The organism is [Clostridium] aminophilum (assembly GCF_900101295.1).
In the GTDB taxonomy this organism is placed as follows: Bacteria; Bacillota; Clostridia; order Lachnospirales; family Lachnospiraceae; genus Clostridium_R; species Clostridium_R aminophilum_A.
This window is the reverse complement of record NZ_FOIL01000037.1, coordinates 1-26,987: the sequence shown is the minus strand read 5'-3', so window position 1 is coordinate 26,987 and position 26,987 is coordinate 1. Positions and strand designations below refer to the sequence as shown.

Here is a 26,987-nt window from a genome sequence, read left to right as displayed (position 1 = left end):
AGGGTCAGCAATTACAGTTTAACTGAGGTATCTTTCTGTTTCTACAAATTCACACTTTAAATGTTACAGGAAGCTATGAAACAAATACGCTCCGCGGACTTTGCTTTTCCCATATTGCGGCACGCAGGAGAATATCATATAATTCTGTTTGGCTGTGCCCGTGATTCCGGGCACCAATACGGGTGGAAATAATCATTTTCGGTGAGAGATAATGGATAAAGGAAGAGATTCACGAAGATATCGCAAAAAAAGAAACATCCGCGGGATGCAGGAACAGGCAGAGCGCGATGAGAGAAGATCCGGCACGGAGTTTCGGGAGCATCAGCTTCGAAGAAATGAGAAAAACCTGCAGCGCCGCAGCGGACGACACCGTCAGACAGCGCTTCGGAAGCGCAGACGCAGGGAGCGCCGTATGCGGGAGATCCGCAGAGCAATTCTCCTGACCGTGCTGTTGATTCTGTTTGTTGTCTTCTCCGTCAACTGGATCAGCGGCATGATCGCCGGCGGCGCGAAAGAGGACCTTTCCGCATCGGCAGAGGCTGCAGTCAGCACGGAGGAAGAGTCTGATTTTAGCGGGGCCACGGAGGAAGCCGGCACGGAGGATGAAGAGGTGAACCCGGATGCGGGGGATCCGTCAGATGAGACAAATGAAAACCGGGCGGAGAGCGAAAGCGGTGACGGCGGTACGACACACCCCCTGAATGCGGCATTTTTCAGCGGCTATAAACCGGTAAAAGACGGCGATACCAAGGCCATTACGAATCCGGAGGTGGACAGCCACTACGGCATTCTGGTGGATCTTGAGAGCGGAAATGTCATCGCCCAGAGAGCCGCGGATGAGGTGATCAGCCCGGCATCCATGACAAAAATTCTGACGGTCCTTGTGGCGGCGGAGCATGTGAAAAATCTCGATGATCAGGTCACGATCACGCAGGAGATCACCGATTATATCTATCAGAACGACTGCAGTGCGGTCGGATTTGCCGTCGGTGAGACGGTTCCGGTCCGTGATCTTCTGTACGGCACGATTCTGCCGTCCGGCGCGGATGCGGCTCTTGGCCTTGCAAATTATGTTGCGGGCTCTCAGGAGGCATTTGTCGCGCTGATGAATCAGAAAGTGCAGGAACTCGGTCTTTCCGATACGGCGCATTTTGCCAATGTCATCGGAATCTACGACGAGCAGAACCACTGCACGGTTACGGATATGGCGATGATTCTGAAGGCGGCAGTGGAAAATGATCTGGCCCGTGAGGTGCTGAGTGCGCATACCTACACCACGGCGAAGACGGAGCAGCATCCGGAGGGAATCAAGATTTCCAACTGGTTTCTGCGCCGGATCGAGGATAAGGATTCCGGCGGCACGGTACAGTGCGCAAAGACCGGATATGTGGTGCAGAGCGGAAACTGTGCGGCAAGTTATATGGAGTCGGCCTCCGGAAAACACTATATCTGCGTGACCGGAACCGCGCACAGCGCGTGGAGATGCATTTACGATCACGTGGCGATTTATAAAGATTTTACAGCCTGAGCCAGCGCGCGGAAGGCCTGCCGGCTGCCCCGCACACAGATGAATTGCAATTGTGCGGGATTTCATAAGATTTACACCGCATGCCAGCGCGCATGGAGAGTACTGCGGAAAAACAGAGGGAAACCGCTCTTTAAGCATTGCAGATGCGAAGAGAGAGAGCGGATGATGAGGATAATTGATGAAAGAGAAACAGAAAAAACAGCGAACATGGAAGAAAACCACGAAGAGCAAACTCTGCCCGGTCTGTGATAAGTGCGGCGGTTGTCAGTATCTGGACATTTCCTATGAGGAACAGCTTGCCAAAAAGCAGAAATATGTGGAGGGACTCTTGAACGGAGTCTGTCCGGTGGAGAGCATCGTCGGCATGCATTATCCATATCACTACCGCAATAAAGTTCACGCGGTCTTCGGCATTGACCGGAAGAAAAACGTGATTTCCGGCACGTATCAGGAGGGAACACATTATATCGTCCCGGTGGAGGAGTGTCTGATCGAGGACAAGAAGGCGGATGAGATCATCCGCACCATCCGTGGAATGCTGAAATCCTTTAAGATTAAGACCTATGACGAGGACAGCCATTACGGACTTCTTCGCCACGTGCTGGTGCGCCGCGGTTTCACGAGCGGTCAGATCATGGTGGTTCTGGTGACCGCATCGCCGGTTTTTCCGTCCAAAAATAATTTTGTGAAGGCGCTTCGCGAAAAACATCCGGAGATCACCACCGTCGTGCAGAATATCAACGAACGTCAGACCAGCATGGTTTTAGGGACAAAAGAGAATGTCCTTTACGGGAAAGGTTATATTGAGGATGAACTCTGCGGTCTTCGTTTCCGCATTTCCTCGCGGTCCTTTTATCAGGTTAATTCTCTGCAGACGGAGAAACTCTACGGAGCGGCCATTGAGATGGCGGCCCTTACGGGAAATGAAACCGTCGTGGATGCCTACTGCGGTATCGGAACCATGACACTGATCGCGGCTTCTCATGCGAAAAAGGTGATCGGTGTGGAGCTGAATAAGGATGCCGTGAAGGATGCCATCCGGAACGCAAAGGAAAACAAGATCCGCAATGCGGATTTCTACTGCAATGACGCCGGCGTTTTCCTGCGGGAGATGGCGGAGCAGAAAGAGAAGGTGGATGTCGTTCTGATGGATCCGCCGCGTTCGGGCTCCACGGAAGAGTTTATCCGTTCGGTGGCGGAGATCGGTCCATCCCGCGTGATCTATGTCTCCTGCGGACCGGATACGCTCGCAAGAGATCTGAAGCTGTTTCAGAGGCTTGGATATAAGGCGGAAAAAGCAAGACCCTATGACATGTTCCCGATGACGCAGCATGTCGAGACTGTTGTGTTACTGCAAAAGGTGAATTAGTAGAAGTCCTTGAATTTACGCACTTTTATGAGCATTTCACGTTTGAAAAGACCGATTGGTCAGAGCGTGGAAAGCATCTGAAAAAGTATATTCGGGTAATTGTAGCTGTTGAACTCGACACAGTAGGTGCAAAAATAGAGCCTACGTCGTGACAGTAGTGCACTACTTGAATATGTCTGATATAAACAAAATAAGAATCGTCGGAAGACGCTTAGCTTACAGCATTTCCTGTGAGTTAAGCGTCTTTTTTATTTCTGCAAAACAAAAGAAAGGAGGTACGCCAATGGGTTTTGATTATTTCTACGGAAGAGGAACAGAACAGTTTGCATTCTATCAAGTGCCGAAGATGTTGATTACAGATGATAGATTCGCAGGAATCACAATGGATTCTAAGTTTCTGTACTCACTCTTGCTGGATAGATCATCCTTGTCAGCTAAGAATGGATGGCTTGATGAAGAAGGCAAGGTCTATATCTACTACACCTTGGAGCAGATCATGGCTGATATGCATTGCGCAAATCAGAAGGCTACAAAGCTGCTCAAGGAGTTAGAGATAAAGGCAGGACTTATTGAACGCCAAAAGCAAGGGCAGGGGAAGCCAACAAGAATCTATGTGAAAGATTTTGCAACGGGACTGCATGGGGATGGAGACAGAAAGAGCAAAATTGTGACTCATGAAAATCATGATTCACAGACTCATGAAAATCGTGAGTCCAGAGATGTGAAAATCACAAGTCCGGACTCATGGAAATCATTCACTAATAATACTAATACTAACCAAACTGATTTTAGTCAGACTGATCTAATCAATCTATCGGCGGAATCAGCAAATCCAGGAGTAAAGGTGGTTAGGATGGATGATCCGATGCGAATCAGAAAACAGTATGAGGATTATCTTAGGGAGAAGCTAAGCATAGAAATACTTATCCAAAGCAATCCTTATGAAGTCGGACGGATCAATGAAATCTTTGATCTTATGGTTGATGTCTTATGCAGCACGGCAAAGACAATTCGGATATCCGGAGATGACAAGCCGGTAGATGTTGTAAAGGCTCAGTTTATGAAAATTGATTCAGGGCATATGGAGTACATATTGGATTGCTTTAAAAACCAAATCACAGATATCAGAAATGTGAAGCAGTATCTACTCGCAACAATCTATAACGCACCATTAACAATCGATCATTATTACACGGCCAAGGTCAGCTATGACATGGCACACTGGAAGGAGACAGTATGAAAAAGCAGTCAACAATCATTGCTGTGGTAAATCAGAAAGGCGGCACAGCTAAAACAACAACGGTAGAGAATTTAGGAATTGGACTTTCAAGACAGAATAAAAAGGTTTTGCTTATAGATACAGATCCCCAAGCATCACTGACGATCAGCCTGGGGTATCCGAGACCTGATGACCTGGAGCTGACACTCTCAGATCTTCTGAATGGAACAATAAGTGAGAATCCAGTGGCATTGGATGAGGTATTGATCCATCAGCAGGAAGGTATAGATTTGATTCCTTCAAATATTTCACTTGCAGGACTTGAGGTGTTGCTTGTGAATACCATGAATCGAGAACGTATTCTTAAGCAGTTCTTGGAACCACTTAGAGAGCGATACGATTATATCCTTTTAGATTGTATGCCTAGTTTAGGAATGCTTACCGTAAATGCCTTGGCTGCTTCTGATGCAACATTGGTTCCTGTTCAAGCCAATTACTTATCAGCTAAGGGATTAGAGCAATTGCTCTCTACAATCAATCAGGTTAAACGTCAGATTAATCCTAAACTGTGCATTGAAGGAATTCTAATCACTATGGTAGATGCCAGAACGAATTATGCCAAGGATATCAGCAACTTAATTAGAAATACGTACTGCAACAAAATCACTGTATTCAAGACAGAGATACCGAGATCTGTCAGAGCTGCAGAAACGAGTGCGGAGGGAAAGAGTATTTTTGCCTATGACCCTTCAGGAAAAGTAGCAGAAGCGTATGAATCATTAACACAGGAGGTGCTGAAATATGACCAGAAGAGGAACTAACATTAGCTTAAAGAGCTATGATGATATTTTTACAACCGAAGAGAATAGACAAGAGACCGGTGAACATGTAGTGAGTATTCCAGTTAATCAGATCCATGAATTCAAAAATCATCCTTTTAAGGTTCTAGATGATGAGGATATGAGAAAGACTGTAGATAGTATTCGAGAGTATGGAGTATTGGTTCCGGTTATTATTCGTCCTGATGGAAACGGAGAGTATGAAATGATATCCGGCCATAGAAGAAGGTATGCATCTATCTTAGCAGGAAAGGAAGAAATACCGGCAATAGTCAGAGAGATGGACGACGACACGGCTACAATCTTGATGGTAGATTCCAATTTGCAAAGAGAACATATTCTTCCGAGTGAAAGAGCGAAAGCTTACAAGATGAAAATGGAAGCTCTTAAGCACCAGGGCAAGAGAACAGACCTTACTTCGTGCCAAGTTGGCACGAGGTTACGTGCAGATGAAGAGTTAGCAAAGCAGACCGGTGAGAGTGCAAGAACAGTTCAGCGATTTGTACGATTGAATAATCTTATACCGGAGCTTCTTGATCTAGTGGATGAAAAGAAGATTGCCTTTAATCCTGCGGTAGAACTCTCTTATATGAAGCCTGAGGAACAGAAGGACTTCTATGAGGCCATGGAACTTGCGCAGACAACACCATCCCTGTCACAGGCTCAAAGACTTAAGAAATTTAGTCAAGAAGGAACATGTACTGCTGAACTAATAGAAAGCATTATGGATGAAGAGAAGAAGAATCCCCTTAATCGAGTGGTGTTTGATAGCAATATTCTTCAGAAGTATTTTCCGCAGAAAACCTCAGCAAGAGAAATGGAAATGCAGATTCTCCAGTTGCTTGAACAGTGGTCTGGAATGAAGGCATAACATCATGAATCCAGGCTCATGATTTTCATGAGTCTGGAATTATCTGTGAATTCAATGTCAGAAATACTGACATTGATTAGCAAATGTGTTATATTGAAGATGTCAGAAAAGCTGACATGGAGGCGCAGCATGGATAAAACCATTGGTATTAGATTAAAAGAAGCAAGAAACAATGTAGGCATGTATCAAGAGGATGCTGCACGTAGTATGGAAATGTCACGCCCAACGCTTAGTGCGATTGAGGCAGGGAAAAGAGCAGTTACAGCAGAAGAAATAAAAGATTTTGCAGGCTTATATCATGTGACAACAAATTGGCTGCTCTTTGGTGCAGATCAAGAGGAGGAAAATCGTATGCAGAGACTTGGAGCATATTATCAGCTGTTTATGAAGCTGAGTGGTCAGGAACAGAAGGAAGTAATTCAGTTTATGGAGCAGATCCTAAGTAAATAAGGAGGTGCCAACTATGATCGCATTGAGAGTATTTGGAAGTGTTCTTCATTTCCTATTGAAGGTAGTACTGTTACCGGTACAGATTGTACTTACGATTCTTATTTGCATGATTGATTTTGCAGGTGGCGTATTTGGTTTTATCTTTGGACTAATAGGGGGCTTTATTATTTTGGCCGGACTTAGCTGCTTGTTTATGTCACCGGTAGACTGGAAGCTGTTTTTCGAAGCAATGATTGCAGGAACGATTATTGGGTCCTTCCCAAGAATGGTTCGATATTTTGGAGAGTCTGTTTTGGTTGGAATGAAAAGTTTTTTGGCTAGGATTTAAAATAAGTATCATCATATTGTAAAGGACCAGAGCATTGGTAGACGGTGCTCTGGTTCTTTTTTCTTTTTTTATAAAAATTAATTCACAACGACAGTATCTGTCCATGTGCTTTGCTATTGTTACACTACAAGATTTGAAGAGACAAATCTGAAACAAATGATTTTGAGTATAGGAGGAAATCACAATGAGTACTGAAAATGTAATTGATAACGAAGAACTACTGACGGATGAAGAAATCGCAGACATCGAGAAGGAGGTTGGAGTGGATAATTCCGAGAAGGAAGTAGGTAAGAAGAGTATCTATGTGATGCTAGAAGAAGAGATTATGTCTCTTGATATGCCGGACAGTGAGAGGGCAAAGAGATTATCTAGACTTATTAAGGTTCGTAATCAGAAGGTAAATATTATGCTTACGGGTTCCACTGGTGCAGGTAAGAGTTCGACGGTCAATGCCTTGTTTGATATGGATGTTGCAAAGGTCGGTGTTGGAGTTGATCCGGAGACCTCTTTTATTGAAAAGTTTGAACTTGATAATCTTACTATCTGGGATACGCCAGGACTTGGTGATGGAATTGCCAGTGACGAAAGAATTAGCCGTTCTATTCTTGAAAAACTTAATGAGCTTGATGAAAATGGAAATCCGTTGATTGATTTGGTTGTAGTAATTCTTGATTCTTCATCGAAAGACCTTGGCACATCGTATGATCTCATTAACAAGGTATTGATTCCTGCACTTGGTGACGACGCAAAGGATCGAATCCTTCTTGCACTTAATCAGGCAGATGTTGCTATGAAAGGGACACATTGGGATGTTGAAAAAAATGCGCCGGATGAAGTTTTGAAGGAGTTTCTTAAGAAGAAGGCTGATTCGGTACAGAACAGAGTAAAAGAGGCAACTGGACTAAGCATTCGTCCTATTTACTATTGTGCAGGATACAAGGAGGATGGTGGCGAGCAGCATAAGCCATATAATCTCACAAAACTTTTATACTACATCATTAAGGCTGTGCCTAAGGATAAAAGACTTGCACTTGCCGACAACATCAATGATGAAGAAGATAATTGGCTTCATGATGACAAAGAAGACAATTATAAGGAGGGGATCAAAAGAAATTTCGGTGAGACCGTGTGGGATTGTATTACCGATGGGGCCGAAGATGGAGCTGAAATTGGAGGTAAGATCCTGGGAATCCCTGGCAAGATTGTTGGTACCGCGGTAGGAGCTGCTGTAGGAGCTGCCAAAGGCGTGTTTGTGGCAATATTTGATAGATAAGGACTGCGTTTATAAAAAAGTTTATAACATAATGCACAATAAAATACCTTGTATTGATTGATTTTGTTCGAGTAATCGTCTACAATTAATAACGATGGCAAAGCCCATGAAAATGGGTGACGCAAAACTATAGGGACTAAAGATTACTCGTTATTGATCAATGTCAGCCAGTTACCGAAAACTATGTAAGTATATGAAGTGGCATTGTGCAATAGCACAATGCCACTTTTTTTGTTTTCGAAAAGGAGAGTGCATTTTGAAAGGATACAAGAAAATTTCAGAGGTTTCTAGGAACTGGGGAATAAGTGAACGAAGAATCAATACTCTCTGCCTTGAAGGAAGAATTAATGGAGCAGAGAAATTTGGTAATGCATGGGCTATTCCTGATGATGCCGAGAAACCAAAAGACGAGCGCATAAAATCCGGAAAATATGTAAAAAAAGATGCATAATGACAGGTTCTGTCATCCTGGAAAATTATAATATACGGGGGTCATATGCAAACAGAAAGTAAAGATAAGATAGAACGTGTTTTGGGAATGTACTCAAAACTGATGAATGGATATATCGTCAATAAAGCTGAAGAAGCTCAAATTTATGGCGTTAATGAGAGAAGTATACAAAGGGATATAGAAGATATCCGTGGCTATATGGATACTGCTTCAACAGAAGATGGAATCATTAACACGGTTATATATGATAGGAACGCCAAGGGATATCGATTAGAGCAAATCTATGAAATGAAGCTTAGTAATAGCGAAATACTTGCTATTTGTAAAATCCTATTGGATAGCCGGGCCTTTACTAAGAAAGAAATGACAAAACTCATCTCACGGCTTGTTGAGTGTTGCGTTCCAAAGGTAAATCGAAAAGAGGTAAATGACCTAATTAAGAATGAGGAATATCACTATATTGAGTTACAGCATCGATCAGAGTTTGTTGACAAGATGTGGGATATTGGCAAGGCAATAAGGGAACATAATTTTGTAGATATTGAATATCAAAGGACTAAGGATAAGGCATTAGTTAAGAGAAGAATAAAGCCAGTATCTATTATGTTCTCAGAATATTACTTTTATATCACAGCTTTTATAGACAATGAAGAGATTAAGGCAGATTTCGATGTTTTAGATGATTCGTACCCAACGATTTATAGAATTGATCGAATCAAAAAATACAAGATTCTACCTGAAAAATTTAATATCCCATACGCAAACAGATTTGAAGAGGGTGAATTTAAAAAAAGAATTCAGTTTATGTATGGAGGAAAACTACAAAGGGTTAGGTTTAATTATTCAGGTAATTCCGTCGAGGCAGTTCTTGATAGGTTACCAACAGCGAAAATAGAGAACGAAAAGGAAGGAGTGTATACAATCACCGCAGAGGTGTTTGGTAAGGGTATCGAGATGTGGCTTAGGAGCCAAGGCGATATGGTTAATAATATTGAAATTAAGTGAGGTGTTACCAATGAAGGCAGCAATGTTGGAAATTCAACAATATTTGGTTTTGCATCCCGTTGTCAAAATGAACACAGAATTAAAAACGAAGTATATGGCGTTATTAAAGCATTTTGTTTCTGAAAGCGGAAGCAGAGATGTATGGGACAAGCAGATGTTAAAGCTGTATTCCTCAAAATTAGGTGTTGCTGATAGCGAAGACAAAATTAAAGACCTGAGCTTTCTGGAAAAATTTAAGTTTTTTCATTACAGATATTTTCTTCTTACGGATTGCTTATTTATAAGTTCGTTTGATAATTCGAAAAAGGGTGATAAGGCGCTGAATAAGATAATTGAATTTTATGGAGAGCGTTATAGAAAGAAAATGCAGGCAGTATTTAATGCATTTTATGGAACAGGAGATAGAGAGACTATAGCAACCATACCAGGGTTGGAACCAGTATACAAAGTGATTTGGAAGAATCGCGATTTTTATAGCAGAGCAGAAAAAAGAATAATGATAACCGCGAACATGAGCGCTGGAAAGTCTACGTTATTAAATGCCTTGTTAGGTAAAAAAGTGAACAAGATGCAGAATGCAACTTGTACTGCCAAAATCCATTATCTTCATAACAAAGCCGGTGAGGACGGTTTGATATATGAATGGGATCATGATCTTGAATTGGATGCGACCCATGAAATTCTTATGGATGATAACGAGGCTAACGAAACAACAGAGATTCATGTTGGCTCAAGGTTTAGATCAATAGCGGAAACAGATACAAAGGTATGTTTCATTGACACTCCAGGTGTTAATTCATCAATGGAAAAAGAACATCGAGAGATGTCGAACGAGACAATAAAGAATACAAAATGTGATTTACTTTTATATCTGTTTAATGCTGAAAACATTGGCTCTGATGATGACATTCGTCATCTGAAGTATGTAAAAGAAAATTATTCAGGCGATATCATTTTTCTTGTTAATCGTATGGATCGTTTTAAGAAGAATGTTGATTCAGTTTCTCAGACAATGGAATCTGTAGAAAAGGATTTACAAAAGATAGGTTTTAAGAATCCAAAGGTATATCCGATTTCAGCGTATGCAGCTTATTTGGCGAAGATGAGTATGTATGGAGAAGAATTAAGTGAGGACGAGCAGGATGATTTAGATTTTTTAAAGCGAAAGCTGAGCAGATCAGAATTTGCTTATGAAACGTATTATCCATGCGAAATTGAAGTGCCAAAAGATAAATGTAATGAGCTTTCAGATGTGCTAGTTCATTCGGGAATTTTATCACTTGAAAATATTATTTTTGATCAGGAAAGAGATCATTGATCATGAAGAAAGTGTTCATTAAGTACAACCCTTATCAGGTAACAACAGAGATCTTAATTGACGGAAAAGAAGTCAAGCGTAACAGTAGGTTAAATGTTCCTGATCAGCGCCTTCAGGAGTGGGTAGATAACCTTCCTGAGATTCTCTATGAGGAATGTAGTACAAAGCAGTTTGAGATTACATTCCAGGGTACAACATTGGATTATGAAGATGTATTGGCTGTTGCACAGGAAGCTGCTAAAAAAGGAATTGAAATCAAGGTTGAACATATTCCTGCAAAAGAAGTAAGAGACAAAGAGCAGGCTATCGCTGAGATTTTTGAGGAAATTCAAAAAGGACCATTTGAAGAGCTTAAGCAGCCGGATGTTGTTAGAGCTTTTGAAATGGCGAAGAGCAGTGATTTTGAAGTTAGTGTAGTCGCAACCATGAGTGCAGGCAAGTCAACTCTGATTAACTCATTACTGGGACAGAGACTTATGCCTGCAAAGCAGGAAGCATGTACGGCTACAATCACAGAAATTAAAGATAATGACTTGGATCATTTTGAAGCAAGAGTATTTGATAAGGAAGGTAATTTGATTGAGACACAGCCTGATCTTACTTACTCAATCATGGAGAGATTAAACGCAAACCCTGCAGTATCAAGAATTCATGTAGAAGGTAATATTCCTTTTGTAACATCTGAGGATGTATCACTTGTTCTTGTTGACACTCCTGGTCCGAATAACTCACGTGATCCGGAGCATAAAGCAGCTACATATAGGATGTTATCAGAGTCTTCAAAGACCGTTGTCCTCTACATTATGAATGCGACGCAGTTGGCAGTTGATGATGACAGTAATTTACTTGGTCACGTAGCTGAAAGTATGAAGGTTGGGGGAAAACAGTCCAGAGATCGTTTCATTTTTGTAGTGAATAAGTTGGATGATTTTAAGAAGGGCGAAGATAGTATCGACGCTGCTATTAAAAAGGTAAAAGACTATTTAGCAGATAATGGAATTGAAAATCCTAATATTTATCCTGCATCTGCACTTACAGCATTGAACATTAGAACTATTCTTGCGGAGAGCGATGATGACGATGACGACGATGTATATGAAGCAAAGGGCAAAGTACGTAAGTTTAATAGAAATGAAGAGATGTACTTTGAGAACTATGCGCCGTTGCCGGCATCTGCAAAGGGAATTATTGCCAATAGATTAGCAAAAGCTATTGAAGAAGAAAATGCTAATGAACAGGCACTAATTCATTCAGGTATTGTTCCGGTTGAAGAAGCAATCAGAATGTATGTCCTGAAATATGCAAAGACAGCGAAGATCAAGAATATCGTAGATACATTCATTAAAAAGCTTGAAAGTGCACAGTCTTTTGAAACTACGAAAAAAGAGATTTCTTCAAAACAGGAAGAGAAAGATGCCATTGTCGCAAGAATTGACAGCATTGAGGCAAAACTCCAGAGTGGCGAGGAGGCAAAGAAGTTCAAGACTGAAATCAATGCAATCAACTATGATAAGGAGATTGCGAAGCTTGCAAATAATGTAATCAAGAAAGCGCAGGAGAAGATTACAAAACATCTGACAAGTACTCAAAAGAAGCTTTCAAGAGACGAAGCGGATAGTATCTGCGCTCAGTTTGCAAAGTTTGCTGAAACTCTCCAGGCGGAAGTTCAGGTAGAACTAGAGAATCTAATTGCAAACAATGTGCAGAAGAGTGCTGAAGGATTACTCGCTCAGTACAAGAAAAAGCTTGCTGATCTTGTAGAGGAGATAAATGTTGGAGATGTCGTTCTTGATCCTTTTGAAATCATGAAAGGTGAAATTCCATCAAATACATCAAGCATTATCTCTGGATCTGTAAAAACTGAAAGAGTGAAGACTGGTGAAGAGTGGGTGGCAAATACAGATAAAAAGTGGTATAAGCCTTGGACATGGTTCCAGGAATCTGGTCATTATAAAGATATTTATGAAAATGTTGAGTACATCGATGGAGAGGAACTTGCACACAAGTTCTTTGCACCAATTGAGGAGAACCTTTTCGAAAACAGTTCTGCAGCACAGGCTTATGCGAAAGCGGAAACCAAGAGAATTAAAGAAGCATTTGCTAGTAAGTTCGATGAATTAGATAAGTTACTTAAAGCTAAGCTTAACGAGTTAAAGGAATGTGCAACTGATGAAAAGAAGGCACAGCAGAAGCTTGAAGAAGCTCAGAGACGTCTGGATTGGCTCGAAGAAATTCACAGAAAAGTAAATGCTATCTTGGATATTTAGGAGGAACACATGGCAGTTTCGAGCGAATTTGCAAAGACAGTACAAGAGAATAATGTATTGAGAATAAGAATAATGCTTAAGGACAGTTTGCTGGTGGACAAAAGCTTTTCTATGTTCTCTGAATTATTAACCTATGCGTTGGCACATGGTGTAGAGGTTTGGATGACTCCGGAAGATCCGCTTGAACAAGCCGAGAAGCCTTGGACACTAGACTTGATGAATTATGAGCTTACTGCCCTGGTAAACGATTTTACCAAGGAGCATGTGAATTATGTAAAACAAATCATAAGAGAAATTTACAAAGGAGAGGTGCCGGTAAGAACTCCAGCGCCTTCTCCAAAACCAGTTCCTAGACCTACACAAACTATATCAAGACCTATGTCAACTAGCGGAATGGGAAGTGCACCAAAAACTAATGATAGTAGTTATGACACAATTTTACGGGAAATAACCAAGATAAATAGAATCCTTAAAATGAATAAGGATGTGGATGGTAACAGACGCTGGCTAACGGAGGATATTGAAAAGATTAGAAAATCAGCCAGAGATATTGAGACCGCTTGTGAAATTATACAGAGGAGGAAATGATATGGCACTTACATCGGATTTCAAGGACGCTGTTCAAAGTGGAAAAGTTACTCGCGTCAGAATTATGTTAAAAGATAGTCTTCTTTTAAGTTCAGGTGGAGAAGATTTTATGCAGATGCTTGACTATGCAAAAGATCAGATGCCTGCACTAATGGATGAACATGACGGGGAGAGTTTTAGAAATCCAGATGACTGGAATGAAGAATATCTAAATGAGCAGATGGTTGCTGTGGTAAATAATTTCTCAAAGGAGAGAGTAGATTTATTGGTTCGTATGGCTAAGAAATTATACAAGCCACAGGTTACAAGAACTCAGACAGGAACATCAAAATCTACTTATTCAAGTAGTAATAATACATCCAGCGGATTATCGACAGTGCAGAAAGCTGGAATAGCTGTTGCTACAGTAGGAGCAGTCACTGTTGTTGCAGGGTTAGCGTTTAGAGCACCGATTGCAGTACCGATCCTCGGTGGAGTTGCTGTAGTTGCAGGCGGAGCGATGTATTTCGCAGGAAGAGAGAATTAATTGTCATAACGACAGAATGTGTCTATGTGGGATGGTATTATGGGCACATAAAATAGATCTAAGGAGGTTGCTCATATGGCAAATGATGTATCAACGAAAACTGAAGCCGTACCCGTTCCTAAATATGCCAATGTTGCGGCAGGATATCAGGCTGCATTACAAGTTGTAGATGATGTTATTCTGAAGAACTATATCACCAATCTATCCAATTTAGAGATTGTTCCATTAAGTCAGGATATTTTGGATACGAATATTGATGATAATGTTTTATTCTTCAAAATTACCGAGATGGTATACGAGAAGGAGGAATTTGCATCATATAAGTTCGCAAGTGTGTTTAACACTTTGTCTTCTTCAGATACTGCAATTTTCATAATTATTGACAGTGATGGGGAGACTACGGATTTCTATATGGGAGTACGCTCACTGGATTCCGATAAGACAACAAGTTCCCTTCGAAATACACTTGAGAACGCAATGATTGGTCAGTTCCCTGGAATTAAGACACAGGATTATGACGTTGATGAAATAAAGGAAATCATGGCAGGAATTAAAGGAAATAGTATTTCTGCCGTATCATGTGTTGCAAATAGTAGAGAAGAGAATCTTAAGAATAATCAGGAGTTTGTACAGGGATTAGAGAAACTTGTACTGTCAATGAGGGGACAAAAATACACAGGTATCATTATTGCTAATTCTACTGATCAGAATCAGCTTAGAGAGCTCAGAAGAGGATATGAGAGTGTATATACCCAGCTTTCGCCATTTGCAACAATGCAAGTAAACTATGCCCAAAATTCATCTACAGGAAAGAATGAAAGTACAAGTGATTCTACGACAAAATCGACAACGAACACAATAACGGAATCAGAGACTGATTCGACAACGGAATCACATGGAACATCTAAAGAAAATACTACATCGAAAGTTATAAAGGGTGTTTCTGCTGCAGCTGGAATTCTTGGTGCCGCATTAGCTCCTGTAACTGGTGGTGTTAGTCTTGCTGTTGGCGGAGTTGTATCTGGTGGTCTTGGACTACTTGGCTCGGCACTTGCAAGCACTGTGACAGATTCTACCGCTACAAGTAATGCTAAGACTTACGGTGAAAGTACAGCCGTATCAGATGGATCTACTCATACATATACATCAGGAACAAGTGTTACTGAAGGTTTGTCCAATGCAATTACATTGACAGCACATGATAAGTCTGTCGAAGATATGCTCACTAGAATTGATAAGCAGTTGAAGCGCATGGATGAATTTGAAAGCCTTGGAATGTATGAATGCGCAGCATATTTTATGTCTGAAGATCAGTATGCTGCAGATATTGCAGCTGCAACATATAAAGCTATCATGCGTGGTGAAAACTCTGGGGTAGAAATTGCAGCTATTAACTCATGGGGTAATTTTGAAAAGGATAAGACTGAACTCATTGAGCAATATGTTAAGAATTTTATGCATCCAGTATTTAAATATTCTGGATCGTTAGGAAGTATTGAAGTTACACCTAGTGCCATGGTAAGTGGAAACGAATTGGCTATACACATGGGACTTCCAAGAAAGTCTGTATGTGGACTTCCTGTAATCGAACATGCTGATTTCGGAAAAGAAGTGGTCAAATATGAACATGAGACATCTAAGACCGGTATCAATTTAGGTAAAGTATTCAATATGGGCAGTGCTTGTCCGAATGATGTAAGAATTGATAAGGCAAGCCTTTCAATGCATACATTCGTAACTGGATCAACTGGTTCCGGAAAAAGTAATACTATTTATGAATTTATTAGACAGACGACCAACAATCTGGGTGCCAATTTCATGGTGATTGAGCCTGCTAAGGGCGAGTATAAACATGTTTTTGGAAACCGTCCTGATGTAAAAGTCTTTGGAACAAATCCGGAGTATTCTGACCTTCTTAGAATTAATCCATTTAGGTTCCCTTCAAAGATTCATGTGCTTGAGCATGTAGATCGATTAGTTGAAATCTTTAATGTATGCTGGCCGATGTATGCTGCAATGCCGGCTGTATTAAAAGATGCTCTTCTGAAATCATATGAAAATTGCGGTTGGGATTTTTCATCTTCAAAAAATGCATACGGGGATGATTTATATCCTACATTTATGGATCTTCAGGAGTGTTTGGTTGAAGTAATCAATAGCTCTGCATATTCAGAAGAAGTGAAGAGCAATTACATGGGTTCACTTGTTACAAGAGTGAAATCATTAACTAACGGACTTAATGGACAGATATTTGCTTCGAACGAGATTCCGAGTGAAGTATTGTTTGATAAGAACGTAGTTGTTGATTTGAGTCGAATTGGATCACTAGAGACTAAATCACTGATAATGGGTCTTCTCATTATGCGATTAAGTGAATACAGAATGTCTACTGCTGATTCAATGAACGTACCGTTTAAGCATATGACTATCTTGGAAGAAGCTCATAATATTCTTAAGAGAACGTCATCAGAGCAGAATCCGGAGAGCCCAAGTTTAGCTGGAAAGTCTGTAGAAATGATTTCTAATGCAATCGCAGAAATGAGAACCTATGGTGAGGGATTTGTGATTGTTGATCAGTCACCAAGTGCAGTAGATATTTCTGCAATTAGAAATACAAATACAAAGATCATTATGCGACTTCCGGATGAAAGCGATAGACGCTTAGCAGGAAAAGCAGCTGGCTTAAGAGATGATCAGCTTGATGAAATTGCTAAGCTTCCAAAGGGCGTAGCTGTTGTTTATCAGAATGATTGGGTTGACCCTGTGTTATGTAAGATTCAGAAGTATAAGGGCGAAGAAACTGAGTATCAGTATAAGCCTGTCATCCATCTGAATAGATCCACGGACAGATTAAAGAAAAATCTATTAGAGTTGTTGTTAAGAACAAGGGTAAAAAATCCGGTTGACGTTGATATTGATACAATTAAGTCTGACTTGGCTACAGCCGAGATTTCAACTAAGAGCAAGCTTTTGGTTAAGAAGCTTGTAAATGAATACGAGTTGCGTAAAGAACTTTCATTCTGGAAAGATGATAATTTTGAAAGTCTCTCGAAACTTGTGAGCGGAGTATTAAATGGAAATGTATGGCTCAAGCCTATGGTTGATACTTCAGCAGAGTTCGATGTGCTTACAGATAGAATAATGCATGAAGTTGAAGCTCAGGTTAGTGGCCTGTCTGCTGAATATGCGATTGCATCAACACAGTGCTTGATGAGGGCAGAGGCAGCTAAGTCTGATGATTACAAAGAAATATACTCTGCATGGATAACAAGCCTTCGTAATAAGGGGGTGTTCTAATATGGATATGGGATTTAGTGAAATTTTCAAAGACTTAAATAATGAGCTTTTGGAAAAAGCAAAGTCGATGGAAAAGACTACAGACTTTAAGGATCTTGACCGTCCAATTGCTAAAATGCTGGATAATAGTGGCGATTATGATGGAACAGAAACAGAAGAAAAAAAGCTTGAACCAAACTCAACATATGAAATTGATGGCGACGAATACGAAACGGACGATAATGGTGATATTTATAAGATGAATGGCGATTTAATGCCAAACACTACTTATGAAAAAAATGGAATCACCTATACTACAGACGAAAATGGAAGAATTTCTACCTGGAGTGGTGAACCAAAATATGAGCCAGAAAATGAACGTGATACTAACGCTCAGACGGAATCTGGCGGTGAAGATCGTGAAGCCGGAGATGATGGTGGCCATTTGGTAGCGCGTATCCTTGGTGGTTCGGCTGGAAATGAGAATATCGTTGCGATGAGAGATACCGTTAATCGCGGTGATTATAAGAAGTCGGAAAATGAAATTGCTGAGGCTAAGAAACAAGGCAAAGAGGTTCAAGATAGTGGTAATGTTGTCTACGAAGGCGATTCTACACGTCCATCTAAGATTGAAAGAACTTATACAATTGATGGAGAAACAAGTAATCTTAAAGTAGATAATGTAGAAGGATCAAAGGATTTACTTGAAGATGTAGAAGGCGACATTTCCGATGAAGATATGGAGAGCCTAAATGATGAAATCGCTGATATGGAAGAAGATGGATGTGATGTTTCAGTTACATCTGTTTTGAAGAAGTATGATGCAGAAGGAAATTTAGTATCTGTAAGAGTAGGAATCAGAAATGAGACTACAGGTGAGAAGTCATACAGAACATTTGAAGCGAAGAAAGAAGGGTAATTTATGAATAAACAGATTCATGATGAAGTACTTAAAATAGAGGAAAAAGGACTTACAGATGTAGAACTGCTTGCATTGGTAACAGATTCTAGCTATGAAGTAGTATTCTATGCAAATTACAACGGTAAGACTAGACAGAGCAATGATTTGGCAGAAGATGGAGTATTGGAGCTGGACTTTGTTGATGGAATTTATTCCTCAGTAGCTAATGCAGTAAGAGCAGACAAGAAATTTGACTCTGAAAAAATGAATATCATTAAGGCATCTGGTGAAGATGTATCGGTTGAGTATGATGAGAAGAACTGCCGTGTATATGGTCTGAAGAAAAAGTGGAAAGAAAGTCTCGGATTATAATGTAATAGTATATGAGATAGCTAACAGGAGCTGTGAGTTATACATGGCTCCTGTTTAGATAGCGAATTTAATGATATTTGGCTATTGGGTACTAATTGTCCACCTTTTGGGTACTAATTGTCCACTTGCCATCCATTTTCTTAAGAAAATCCCTGTGATATTATTACAATGGATCTACTGAAGTGAAGCAAACAACTTCCTCAGAGGTCAGTTTTTTCTGCAGAAATTTAATAAGGTAATTGAGAGCGTCAGCTCGTGATCGTAAGGTCGCGAGTCTGGCGCTTTTCTTTTGCCCGAAATCAGGTGACGACCTGGAACACAACACTATGCAAAAGAAAGGAAATCAAACTTATGAACAGTGAAGAACTTAAGGATAGAGTTAAAGATGATCTTGGTCAGATGCTTGAAGCGCATGGCATTAAAGCGGACATCAGTGAACATCATGTTGAGAAGTTAAATGCTTCTTACGAGGCACTTAGCATTACACCTGAAGGAAGTCGTATCGGTGTGAATGCGAATCTCAGTGCTATCTGTGATGCAATCGAGGATGGCCAGAGCTACAGCGAAGTAGTCGCAAGAGCAGCTGATTCCATTATTGCTGGTATAGAGAATACTCCGGAAATCAACGTGGAGGATCTTACCAACTATGATGAGATGAAGACCAAGCTTGCAATGGAAGTTGTATCGGCTGATCGCAATGCAGATATGCTTCAGAATGTTCCGCATGAACAGATGGAGGACATCGCAGTTGTTTATCGCTTAATCCTGGGGCAGGACAGCGAGGGAAGAAGCTCCGTACTTGTTACAAATGATCTTATGGAACAGTTTGGTGTTACCCATGATCAGCTCCGTGAGGATGCATTGGTAAATGCACCAGAGATCAGACCTTCTGAGATCAGAGGAATGTCGGTTGTAATGACTGAAATGATGGGACCTGGAATGATTCCGGAGATTGATCCGGCTGATGAGCAGATGTTTGTTGCCGGTGTATCTGACAATATCCACGGAGCTGGTGTAATTGCTTATCCGAACTTCTTTGAGGATGCAGCTGAAAAGCTTGGTGGAGACTTCTATGTTCTTCCAAGCAGTATCCATGAGGTTCTCCTCGTTAGAGATAATGGAGAGATGACCGCAAAGGATCTTGAAGCAATGGTAAGAGAAGTCAATGCGACTCAGGTTGCACCGGAAGAGCAGCTTACCGACCATGTATATCACTATGATTCCAAGGAGCATGTCTTTGAGATGGCTGATAAGTTCGAGGAACGTCAGGCTGAAAGAGATGCTGATGAGCGTGATTCGGACAAGGGTTCTCTTCTTGATGACCTTAAGGCCAAGAAGGAAGAGGTTGCTAAGGAAGCACCTGAGAAGCATGCCAAGGATGCAGTGAAGAAGTCCAGAGGAGGCGAGGCACTATGAGTAGACAGGGATCTATCCTCATAGTCCATCAGATTCCTTCAGGAACAAAGAGAGGCGGTCATGCACCATACACAAGGGAGGGAGCAATTCCCTCCCCTTGTAATTGCAAGACTCCTTGTTGTTATGGAAGGGCAAGAAGCTATTGCTGGCCTTGCATGAAGAAGATTATGGAGGATCACAACGCCAACAAGAAGAGGTGATGTTGTGGGACGAGGTTATTTTTATAGAGGTCAGTCAGAGCAGTTTGTATTCTATCGCACACCGAAAGCGCTCTTTTCAGAGCCTGAATACGAGAAACTGACAATACCGGCTAAGGCTCTATATGGAATATTGCTGGATAGAGAATCTCTTTCCGACAAAAGCGGGTGGTTCGATGATAACGGCAGGATCTTTGTCTATATGACAAATAAGAGTATCTGCAAGGCACTGAACATTTCAGATAAAACGGCCACAAAGCTTTTGGTAGAGCTTGAAGAAATTGATCTGATTCAGCGTGTACGGCAAGGCCAGGGGAAACCTACCAGGATCTATGTGAAGAACTTCCTTGATACGGAGAGCTTACGATTCTTGACTCGTAAAAATTCCGATTCTGGACTCGGAGATGTTCCGGGTCTAGGGTCGGAGAAATTACGATGTAATAATACTGAGAATAATAATACTGAATTTATAGATACTAATCTAATCTCTTCTGCAGATAAGAAGGGAAGAGATGAGAGATCTCAGTACCGTCAGTATTTTATGGAGGAATTGGCAATCGATATCATGAAGGAACGATATCCCTATGACAAAGAGGTTATTGATGAAATCCTAGAGCTTATTCTGGATACCGTGTGTTCGACAAGAAAGACCATTGGTATTGCAGGAGAGCAGCGTCCAATTGATATCGTGAAGAGTAGGTTTATGAAGCTGGATTCGGGACACTTGGAGTTTGTGCTTCAGAGTATGTCTGATAATACGACTCTGATCAGGAATATGAAACAGTATCTGTTGGCTGCTCTGTACAACGCACCTCTAACAATGAACAACTACTACAAGTCCTTGGTGAAGCATGATATGGCTTCAGGGATTATTTAAGGAGACATTAGATGAATAAGAATATAGAGATTAAACTGAATCCTCTGACAGATGGATTCGTAGAGAACGCAGTAAATGAGAACGCAATCAGAGCGGATCGTCATGCACTTATCATTGCAACAAATGGAGATCTTCGACTTACTGATCTGAATGAGGTTAAGGAAATTATTGAAGGTTTCAAGAACTGTGGTGGATCGATCATTTTGGGAGACTCTGACTTTATTGTTCTGTTCAATGATAACAAGGCATTTGACCTGGAGGAGGGCAGATTCTTTGTAGGCAGCATGCTCGTCATGAAAATTAGTGGAGATAGATTACTTCCGCTTTCAGACGAGGAGATAGTAGCTGTGCAGGACATGCTGGATGGGAGAATGGCTACCCTTGTATCAGAGGATCAGCAGTTTTCTGCCCTTGTGCTTTCTTAAGGAGGCGTGATATGAGCAGAACTATACCAAGAGCCTATGTGACAGCTGCCTGGAACAAGAATCCGGTGGTTGCGAAGGAAGAGGCAAAGAAATACTGTAGTGAGCTGATCAATGAAGGATATCTGCCTCTCTGCCCGGTGCTTGCCTTCGATGGAATCTTTTCTACAGAAGATACTGATTCACACAAGCGGAGGAAAGAGATGTCGGAAGATCTTCTCCGCAGGGCAAGATTCCTTGTGATCTGTGGGAATAAGCAGAATGACGAGGTAAAGGATGACATTGCTATCGCTAAGAAAGCAAAGGTAATCGTTACATCCTTAGAAGGTGTAATTGGTTATGAGTAAGGGCTGCCAGATGGCGGTCCTTTTCTTTTACAGAAATACAGGAAAGGAGGCGACCATGAATGCTAAATGAAGAGGTTTCAAAAGAAGTCTTAGGCCAGGCAGCGAGAACTGTTGAAAACGAAGTGGTGAAACCAATTACTCATTTTGTAACGGAACATTTTGTTAAGCCAACAGCCGAAATGTTGGTTGATGATCTGAAGAAGGTGGCAACAGCCCCTGGCAAAGCTATTAAGAACAAGCTTCATCCGGAGCACGGTGAAATGAAGGTCAAGGATCTGATTCGAAAGGATCAAGGTGCTCAGGCCATCGATATTGATGGAGCTGGCCTTGGTGATTTCAAGAAGATTGCTAATAAGTATGGCGTTGATTTCGCTATCGTAAAGAGCACTGAGCTTGATCCACCAAAGTATTCCGTGTTCTTCAAAGCGAGGGACGCAGATGCTATCAATGCTGTGGTAAATGAATATACAGCAAAGCAGATGAAAATCCAGAAAGAAGGACGACCAAGTATCCTTGCTAAGCTTAGCAAGTTCAAGGATATCGTTGCAGCTCTGCCTAAGAAGGTCGCAGAAAAGAGAAAGGAGCAAGAACGATGAACAGTAAGCTTAAGAAAAAGTTGATCCTGAATGTTCCATATGCGGTCCTGGGGCTTGTTGCAACAAACCTTGGAGAAGCCTGGAGACTGGCGACAGGAACCAATGCTTCAGAGAAGTTACAGAGTTTGATCTTGGATGGATGTTTCAAGGAGGCATTTTCCAACATATTACCGAGCGTCCACCCTTTGGATCTTTGTGTTGGAGCTGCCGTAGCCGGGGCACTTCGCCTGGCGGTATATCTTAAGGGCAAGAATGCCAAAAAGTACCGTCATAACGAAGAATACGGCTCGGCCAGGTGGGGAACACATGCAGACATCGAGCCCTACATCGATCCGGTATTCCAGAACAACGTCATCCTCTCGCAATCGGAACGGCTCACAATGAGTTCAAGACCTAAGAATCCGAAGTATGCGAGAAATAAGAACGTGTTAATCGTTGGTGGCTCTGGTTCAGGTAAGACGAGATTTGTATTGAAGCCGAACCTGCTTCAGATGCATAGCAGCTATGTAGTGACAGATCCAAAAGGTAGTGTCGTAAATGAGTGTGGTTATGCCATGCTGAAGAACGGCTATCGGATCAAGATCTTCAATACCATCAACTTTCATAAGTCGATGCACTATAACCCTTTTGCCTATATTCATGATGAGAAAGACATCTTGAAGCTGGTAACGACATTGATTGCCAATACCAAGGGCGAAGGAAAAGGCGGAGACGAGTTCTGGGAAAAATCAGAGAAGCTGCTGTACTCGGCACTTATTGGATATATCCATTATGAAGCTCCGGAGGAAGAGCAGAACTTCTCAACCTTGCTGGAAATGCTGAATGCAATGGAGGTCCGTGAAGATGACGAGGAATTTAAGAATCCGGTGGATCTGATGTTTGATGAGCTGGAGGAAAAAAATCCGGATCACTTTGCAGTAAGACAGTATAAGAAATACAAACTTGCTGCTGGAAAGACAGCGAAATCAATCCTGGTATCCTGTGGTGCAAGACTTGCTCCGTTTGATATCAAGGAGCTTAGAGAGATCACAGCTTATGACGAGCTGGAATTAGATACCTTAGGAGATAAGAAGACAGCACTGTTTTTGATCATGTCAGATACAGATGCGACCTTCAATTTCCTGATCAGTATGGTCTACACCCAGATGTTCAATCTGCTCTGTGAGAAGGCAGATGATGTGTATGGTGGAAGGCTTCCGGTTCATGTACGATGTCTGATCGATGAGGCAGCCAACATTGGCCAGATCCCTAATCTGGAAAAGCTGGTAGCAACCATTCGAAGTCGTGAGATCTCAGCCTGTCTGGTTCTTCAGGCGAAGTCGCAGCTCAAAGCAATCTATAAGGACAATGCGGATACCATTATCGGCAACATGGATTCCCAGATCTTCCTTGGAGGCTCTGAGAAATCAACACTAAAGGATCTCAATGAGATTCTTGGTAAAGAAACCATCGACATGTATAACACAGGCGAGACTAGGGGACAGTCCCAAAGCTATAACATGAACTATCAGAAGCTCGGACACGATCTTATGAGCATGGATCAATTAGCAGTTATGGACGGTTCAAAATGTATCGTGCAGGTAAGAGGCGTGAGACCTTTCTTCTCAGATAAATATGACCTGACACAGCATCCGAACTACAAGCTGACAGCTGACTTTGACAAGAAGTATTGGTTCGATATTGAGAAGTTCCTGAGCCATAAATTGGTGTTACATGCAGATGATAAATATCAGGTAATTAAGACGGATTAAGGCATTCCAATGGAGGGATGTCTTTTTCTTTTTCCAGAAAGGAGATAAGCAGATGGCAGAAGCAAGCAAAATCATGCCGGGAGATCTTCCCGACTGGATTCAGGAAGCAGAGAAAGCTCTGGCCAATGGGGAAACCATTGATGTGCCGGAGCAGAAGGAAGTCTCAATCAAGTTTGGCAAAGGACTTGTTGGAGAACCTTTCACTTCTAAGAATGGCCATGAGCTGGTAGAGGTTAAGATTCCCAATGCAGACAAGGATGACCATACACCTTGGGCTTCCTTTGTGATCTCTCCGAAGATGATCCATGACAATAAGTTTGGCAAAGGAGTCTGGATGAAGCTTCCGGAGGATGGAACGACTAAGGTTAGTAAGCCTGTAATCCTCGGCGAGAAGGAAGATGGCAAGAAGGAGTGGGGCAACGATGTTCGTGAGGTTCCGAATACGGAGCTTAAAGAAATGATGGAGTCCTACAAGACCAGGGAGAGAGATTCCCTGCTTGGCAATCTTGATGAGAAAAAGCAGGAAGCAGCAAAGCAGCCGGTCAAGCCTAAGCCTGAAAAGGCGAAGAATAAGGGCATGGAGAAATAAGGAGGCGAGCATGAGATACCGGGCAAGGGCACCCACTAAGTAAGTGGAGCAGTAAGATAACAATCAATTGAAACCAATAGTGAAGGCCGATCAAAGAAACATTTGACCGGCCTTTTTTCATACAGATAATTATGGAGGAATAATCATATGGCATTTTTCAACAGCGCAGTAGGCGTACTTCAGACACTCGTAATCGCACTTGGTGCAGGTCTTGGTATTTGGGGAGTTGTAAACCTCATGGAAGGTTATGGCAATGATAACCCTGGAGCAAAGTCCCAGGGAATGAAGCATGTTATACCCGATTTGTTGGAACAATAATCGAGAAAGGAAAAGCATAATCCAGATAGTAGAGAAGTGACGTAGAATATAGCTATTCTAAGAAAAGTTCATACAGTAATTATCGTGAGAACGAGATTTCAAAAAGTCTTAATGAGGAAATTATCATTGAGGCTTTTTTATTTTTCATTGTTGCGTTAATTAACGAGGATTGTTTCCCCTTCCTCCCCTTCTCCTTCCTTCTCTTTCCTTCCCTTCCTTCTTCCCCTAGAAAGAAGAGAAAAAGAAAGAAGCAAAGAAAAAGAGAATAAAGATATACCCTATTAACTATTCTATCTTATCTCATCTTATCTTATCCCTTCCTTTCCCTTCCGTTCTGTTCCGTGCCAGAATCACTATCGGAGACCAAGAGGGTAGACCGTAAAAAGATCAGAAGATAAGCGGGTTTCAAGGTTATTGAGATATGTTCGTGGAGTGGTGATAGGCAGTATGTAAATCATACTTCTAGAAGTTTGAAAAACAAACTTCAAAGGAAAATCAAGGGTTTTGGCGGCTCAAATCTGAGCAGTCGGACAGAAAGGAGCATTTATGGATATAGACCAAGCATTCGAGCTGATTTTAGAGCATTATAACGGACAATTCAAAAATGAGAAGTCGAAGCCTTATAAGCTCAATGAACGCTTTACAGGTAATGAGTTTAACTATAAGCGTGTTTACACCAGAGAAGGTGATGATTGGCATTGGCTAACTATCACCAACAAAGGCGAGGGACAGTTCATGGCTACATTTACAGACGAGAAAGGGAAAATAACAGATTGGCATTTTTACAGCGTGAAGGGAAATGAGCTTATTTTAAGCGATAAGGAACGTGTTGAAAAAGATGGAAGGCTCTCATTTAAACATCAAATCAATAAAAAGATTGCAGAAGCAAAACATACGATAATTAACGAGCCAAACAAACATAGAAAGCGAGGTGAGATAAGCCTATGAAGTTATCCAAGTATGAGCAAGAAACAATAATCAATTTTAACGTTGCTGAATCTGATGCAGTAGTATTCACCAGAGATAAAGCCGTTATTAGAAAACTTGATGCGTTAGTTACCGAGTTCCCAGAGGTTTATAAATGCATAGGTGAAACAGATATCGACAAGACCTATTCTATGCCGAAGCAGTACGTTAGTTATCGTAAGCCGAGAAGGATATCAGTGGAACGAAGGGAACAGATAAAGAAACAAATGTCCCAGATAAACTGTAAGCGTAATTCATAAAATATCGGAGGTGCATTATGAGTGAAAAGCAAGTAAAAATCTATGGTTACGCTAGAGTTTCAACCCGTGAGCAGAACGAGGACAGGCAAATAATAGCCTTGAAGGAGATGGGAGTTCCAGAGAAAAACATTTATCTTGATAAACTCTCAGGAAAGAATTTTGACAGACCGCAATACAAAAAGCTCCTTAAAAAGCTTGACGATAACTCAGTTCTGTATATCAAGTCCATTGATAGGCTTGGGCGTAGTTATCGGGATTTAAGTGATCAATGGCAGTTAATAACAAAAGATAAAGGAGCTGATGTTGTGGTTATAGATATGCCGGTGCTCGATACAAGAAGAGAAAAGAATCTCTTAGGAACGCTGATAAGTGATTTGGTGCTTGCATTATTATCCTATGTGGCTGAAAGCGAGTACAGCACTATTCATCAAAGACAGGCAGAAGGTATAGCAGCTGCAAGAGCTAGAGGGGTTAAGCTCGGCAGACCACCTAAGCCATTACCAGATAATTTTCATGAGGTTTATCAAAAGTGGAAAGCTGAGAAAATCTCAACAGAAGAGGCTGCAAGGCTTGTAAATATGCCACCTTCAACCTTTAGATATAGAGCAAATTCATACAAGAAAGCCACATTATAGAAAGTGCATTTTCACGCAAGAAGGTGTACTTT

The 26,987-nt window shown here is 41.4% G+C and carries 26 protein-coding genes, 2 pseudogenes and 1 riboswitch; all 28 genes and pseudogenes read left to right on the top strand.

The features are described 5' to 3' along the window. Nucleotides 1-265: 265 nt before the first annotated feature. Nucleotides 266-1,528, top strand: a complete 1,263-nt coding sequence (locus tag BMW41_RS10155) for a D-alanyl-D-alanine carboxypeptidase family protein (RefSeq protein WP_177171221.1) — start codon at nt 266-268, stop codon at nt 1,526-1,528. Nucleotides 1,529-1,754: 226 nt separating this feature from the next. Beyond that, nucleotides 1,755-2,897 (top strand): annotated as a pseudogene (rlmD, locus tag BMW41_RS10150) (23S rRNA (uracil(1939)-C(5))-methyltransferase RlmD); the annotation flags it as partial. Between the two features lie 283 nt (nt 2,898-3,180). Beyond that, complete coding sequence (locus tag BMW41_RS10145; RefSeq protein WP_074649980.1) at nt 3,181-4,137, top strand: DUF6017 domain-containing protein; 957 nt, start codon at nt 3,181-3,183, stop codon at nt 4,135-4,137. Beyond that, nucleotides 4,134-4,937: a ParA family protein gene (locus tag BMW41_RS10140; RefSeq protein ID WP_074649979.1), complete on the top strand. Its 804-nt coding sequence runs from the start codon at nt 4,134-4,136 to the stop codon at nt 4,935-4,937. The genes BMW41_RS10145 and BMW41_RS10140 overlap by 4 nt, the downstream gene beginning before the upstream one ends. After that, nucleotides 4,918-5,826 (top strand): ParB/RepB/Spo0J family partition protein, encoded by a 909-nt coding sequence (locus BMW41_RS10135; protein WP_074649978.1) that lies wholly within the window; start codon nt 4,918-4,920, stop codon nt 5,824-5,826. The genes BMW41_RS10140 and BMW41_RS10135 overlap by 20 nt, the downstream gene beginning before the upstream one ends. 129 nt (nt 5,827-5,955) lie before the next feature. After that, a complete protein-coding gene (locus BMW41_RS10130) occupies nt 5,956-6,276 on the top strand; it encodes a helix-turn-helix domain-containing protein (protein ID WP_074649984.1) in 321 nt (106 codons plus the stop codon). Nucleotides 6,277-6,289: 13 nt separating this feature from the next. Further along, nucleotides 6,290-6,604, top strand: a complete 315-nt coding sequence (locus BMW41_RS10125; RefSeq protein WP_074649977.1) for a hypothetical protein — start codon at nt 6,290-6,292, stop codon at nt 6,602-6,604. Between the two features lie 184 nt (nt 6,605-6,788). Continuing rightward, nucleotides 6,789-7,877 carry a GTPase family protein gene (locus tag BMW41_RS10120; protein ID WP_083378887.1) on the top strand — a complete coding sequence of 363 codons (1,089 nt, stop codon included), beginning with the start codon at nt 6,789-6,791 and terminating at the stop codon, nt 7,875-7,877. A gap of 86 nt (nt 7,878-7,963) precedes the next feature. Beyond that, a riboswitch (cyclic di-GMP riboswitch) is annotated at nt 7,964-8,056 on the top strand. 77 nt (nt 8,057-8,133) lie between these two features. Then, nucleotides 8,134-8,328 (top strand): DNA-binding protein, encoded by a 195-nt coding sequence (locus tag BMW41_RS10115; protein WP_083378886.1) that lies wholly within the window; start codon nt 8,134-8,136, stop codon nt 8,326-8,328. A 45-nt stretch (nt 8,329-8,373) separates the two neighbouring features. Next, nucleotides 8,374-9,333 (top strand): helix-turn-helix transcriptional regulator, encoded by a 960-nt coding sequence (locus BMW41_RS10110; protein WP_074649976.1) that lies wholly within the window; start codon nt 8,374-8,376, stop codon nt 9,331-9,333. A 10-nt stretch (nt 9,334-9,343) separates the two neighbouring features. Further along, nucleotides 9,344-10,651, top strand: coding sequence for a dynamin family protein (locus BMW41_RS10105; RefSeq protein ID WP_074649975.1), 1,308 nt, complete (start codon nt 9,344-9,346; stop codon nt 10,649-10,651). Between the two features lie 2 nt (nt 10,652-10,653). Next, entirely contained in the window at nt 10,654-12,918 is a 2,265-nt protein-coding gene (locus BMW41_RS10100; RefSeq protein ID WP_074649974.1) for a dynamin family protein, read from the top strand. Nucleotides 12,919-12,927: 9 nt separating this feature from the next. After that, nucleotides 12,928-13,506 carry a hypothetical protein gene (locus BMW41_RS10095; RefSeq protein ID WP_074649973.1) on the top strand — a complete coding sequence of 193 codons (579 nt, stop codon included), beginning with the start codon at nt 12,928-12,930 and terminating at the stop codon, nt 13,504-13,506. Nucleotide 13,507: 1 nt separating this feature from the next. Continuing rightward, the gene (locus BMW41_RS10090; RefSeq protein WP_074649972.1) at nt 13,508-14,032 is read left to right on the top strand and encodes a hypothetical protein; all 525 of its coding nucleotides are present in this window, start codon (nt 13,508-13,510) and stop codon (nt 14,030-14,032) included. A gap of 75 nt (nt 14,033-14,107) precedes the next feature. Next, a complete protein-coding gene (locus BMW41_RS10085; RefSeq protein WP_074649971.1) occupies nt 14,108-17,329 on the top strand; it encodes an ATP-binding protein in 3,222 nt (1,073 codons plus the stop codon). Nucleotide 17,330: 1 nt separating this feature from the next. Continuing rightward, nucleotides 17,331-18,227, top strand: a complete 897-nt coding sequence (locus BMW41_RS10080; protein WP_074649970.1) for a DNA/RNA non-specific endonuclease — start codon at nt 17,331-17,333, stop codon at nt 18,225-18,227. Nucleotides 18,228-18,230: 3 nt separating this feature from the next. After that, complete coding sequence (locus BMW41_RS10075; protein ID WP_074649969.1) at nt 18,231-18,581, top strand: hypothetical protein; 351 nt, start codon at nt 18,231-18,233, stop codon at nt 18,579-18,581. Between the two features lie 351 nt (nt 18,582-18,932). After that, on the top strand, nt 18,933-19,997 hold the full coding sequence (locus BMW41_RS10070) for a DUF5688 family protein (protein ID WP_074649968.1): 1,065 nt from the start codon (nt 18,933-18,935) through the stop codon (nt 19,995-19,997). Between the two features lie 204 nt (nt 19,998-20,201). Next, nucleotides 20,202-21,071 carry a DUF6017 domain-containing protein gene (locus BMW41_RS10065; protein WP_074649967.1) on the top strand — a complete coding sequence of 290 codons (870 nt, stop codon included), beginning with the start codon at nt 20,202-20,204 and terminating at the stop codon, nt 21,069-21,071. 11 nt (nt 21,072-21,082) lie between these two features. After that, nucleotides 21,083-21,496: a hypothetical protein gene (locus BMW41_RS10060; protein ID WP_074649966.1), complete on the top strand. Its 414-nt coding sequence runs from the start codon at nt 21,083-21,085 to the stop codon at nt 21,494-21,496. 11 nt (nt 21,497-21,507) lie between these two features. Continuing rightward, nucleotides 21,508-21,840 carry a DUF7768 domain-containing protein gene (locus tag BMW41_RS10055; protein ID WP_074649965.1) on the top strand — a complete coding sequence of 111 codons (333 nt, stop codon included), beginning with the start codon at nt 21,508-21,510 and terminating at the stop codon, nt 21,838-21,840. Between the two features lie 59 nt (nt 21,841-21,899). After that, on the top strand, nt 21,900-22,436 hold the full coding sequence (locus tag BMW41_RS10050; RefSeq protein WP_074649964.1) for a PcfB family protein: 537 nt from the start codon (nt 21,900-21,902) through the stop codon (nt 22,434-22,436). Further along, nucleotides 22,433-24,187, top strand: a complete 1,755-nt coding sequence (locus BMW41_RS10045) for a VirD4-like conjugal transfer protein, CD1115 family (protein ID WP_074649963.1) — start codon at nt 22,433-22,435, stop codon at nt 24,185-24,187. The genes BMW41_RS10050 and BMW41_RS10045 overlap by 4 nt, the downstream gene beginning before the upstream one ends. Before the next feature lie 52 nt (nt 24,188-24,239). Then, a complete protein-coding gene (locus BMW41_RS10040; RefSeq protein WP_074649962.1) occupies nt 24,240-24,776 on the top strand; it encodes a hypothetical protein in 537 nt (178 codons plus the stop codon). A gap of 147 nt (nt 24,777-24,923) precedes the next feature. Beyond that, nucleotides 24,924-25,073, top strand: a pseudogene (locus BMW41_RS10035) (Maff2 family mobile element protein); the annotation flags it as partial. 567 nt (nt 25,074-25,640) lie between these two features. Beyond that, nucleotides 25,641-26,042: a hypothetical protein gene (locus BMW41_RS10030; RefSeq protein ID WP_074649960.1), complete on the top strand. Its 402-nt coding sequence runs from the start codon at nt 25,641-25,643 to the stop codon at nt 26,040-26,042. Further along, the gene (locus BMW41_RS10025; protein ID WP_074649959.1) at nt 26,039-26,320 is read left to right on the top strand and encodes a hypothetical protein; all 282 of its coding nucleotides are present in this window, start codon (nt 26,039-26,041) and stop codon (nt 26,318-26,320) included. Before BMW41_RS10030 ends, BMW41_RS10025 begins: the two co-directional genes overlap by 4 nt. 17 nt (nt 26,321-26,337) lie before the next feature. Then, nucleotides 26,338-26,955: a recombinase family protein gene (locus BMW41_RS10020; protein WP_074649958.1), complete on the top strand. Its 618-nt coding sequence runs from the start codon at nt 26,338-26,340 to the stop codon at nt 26,953-26,955. Nucleotides 26,956-26,987: the final 32 nt, after the last annotated feature.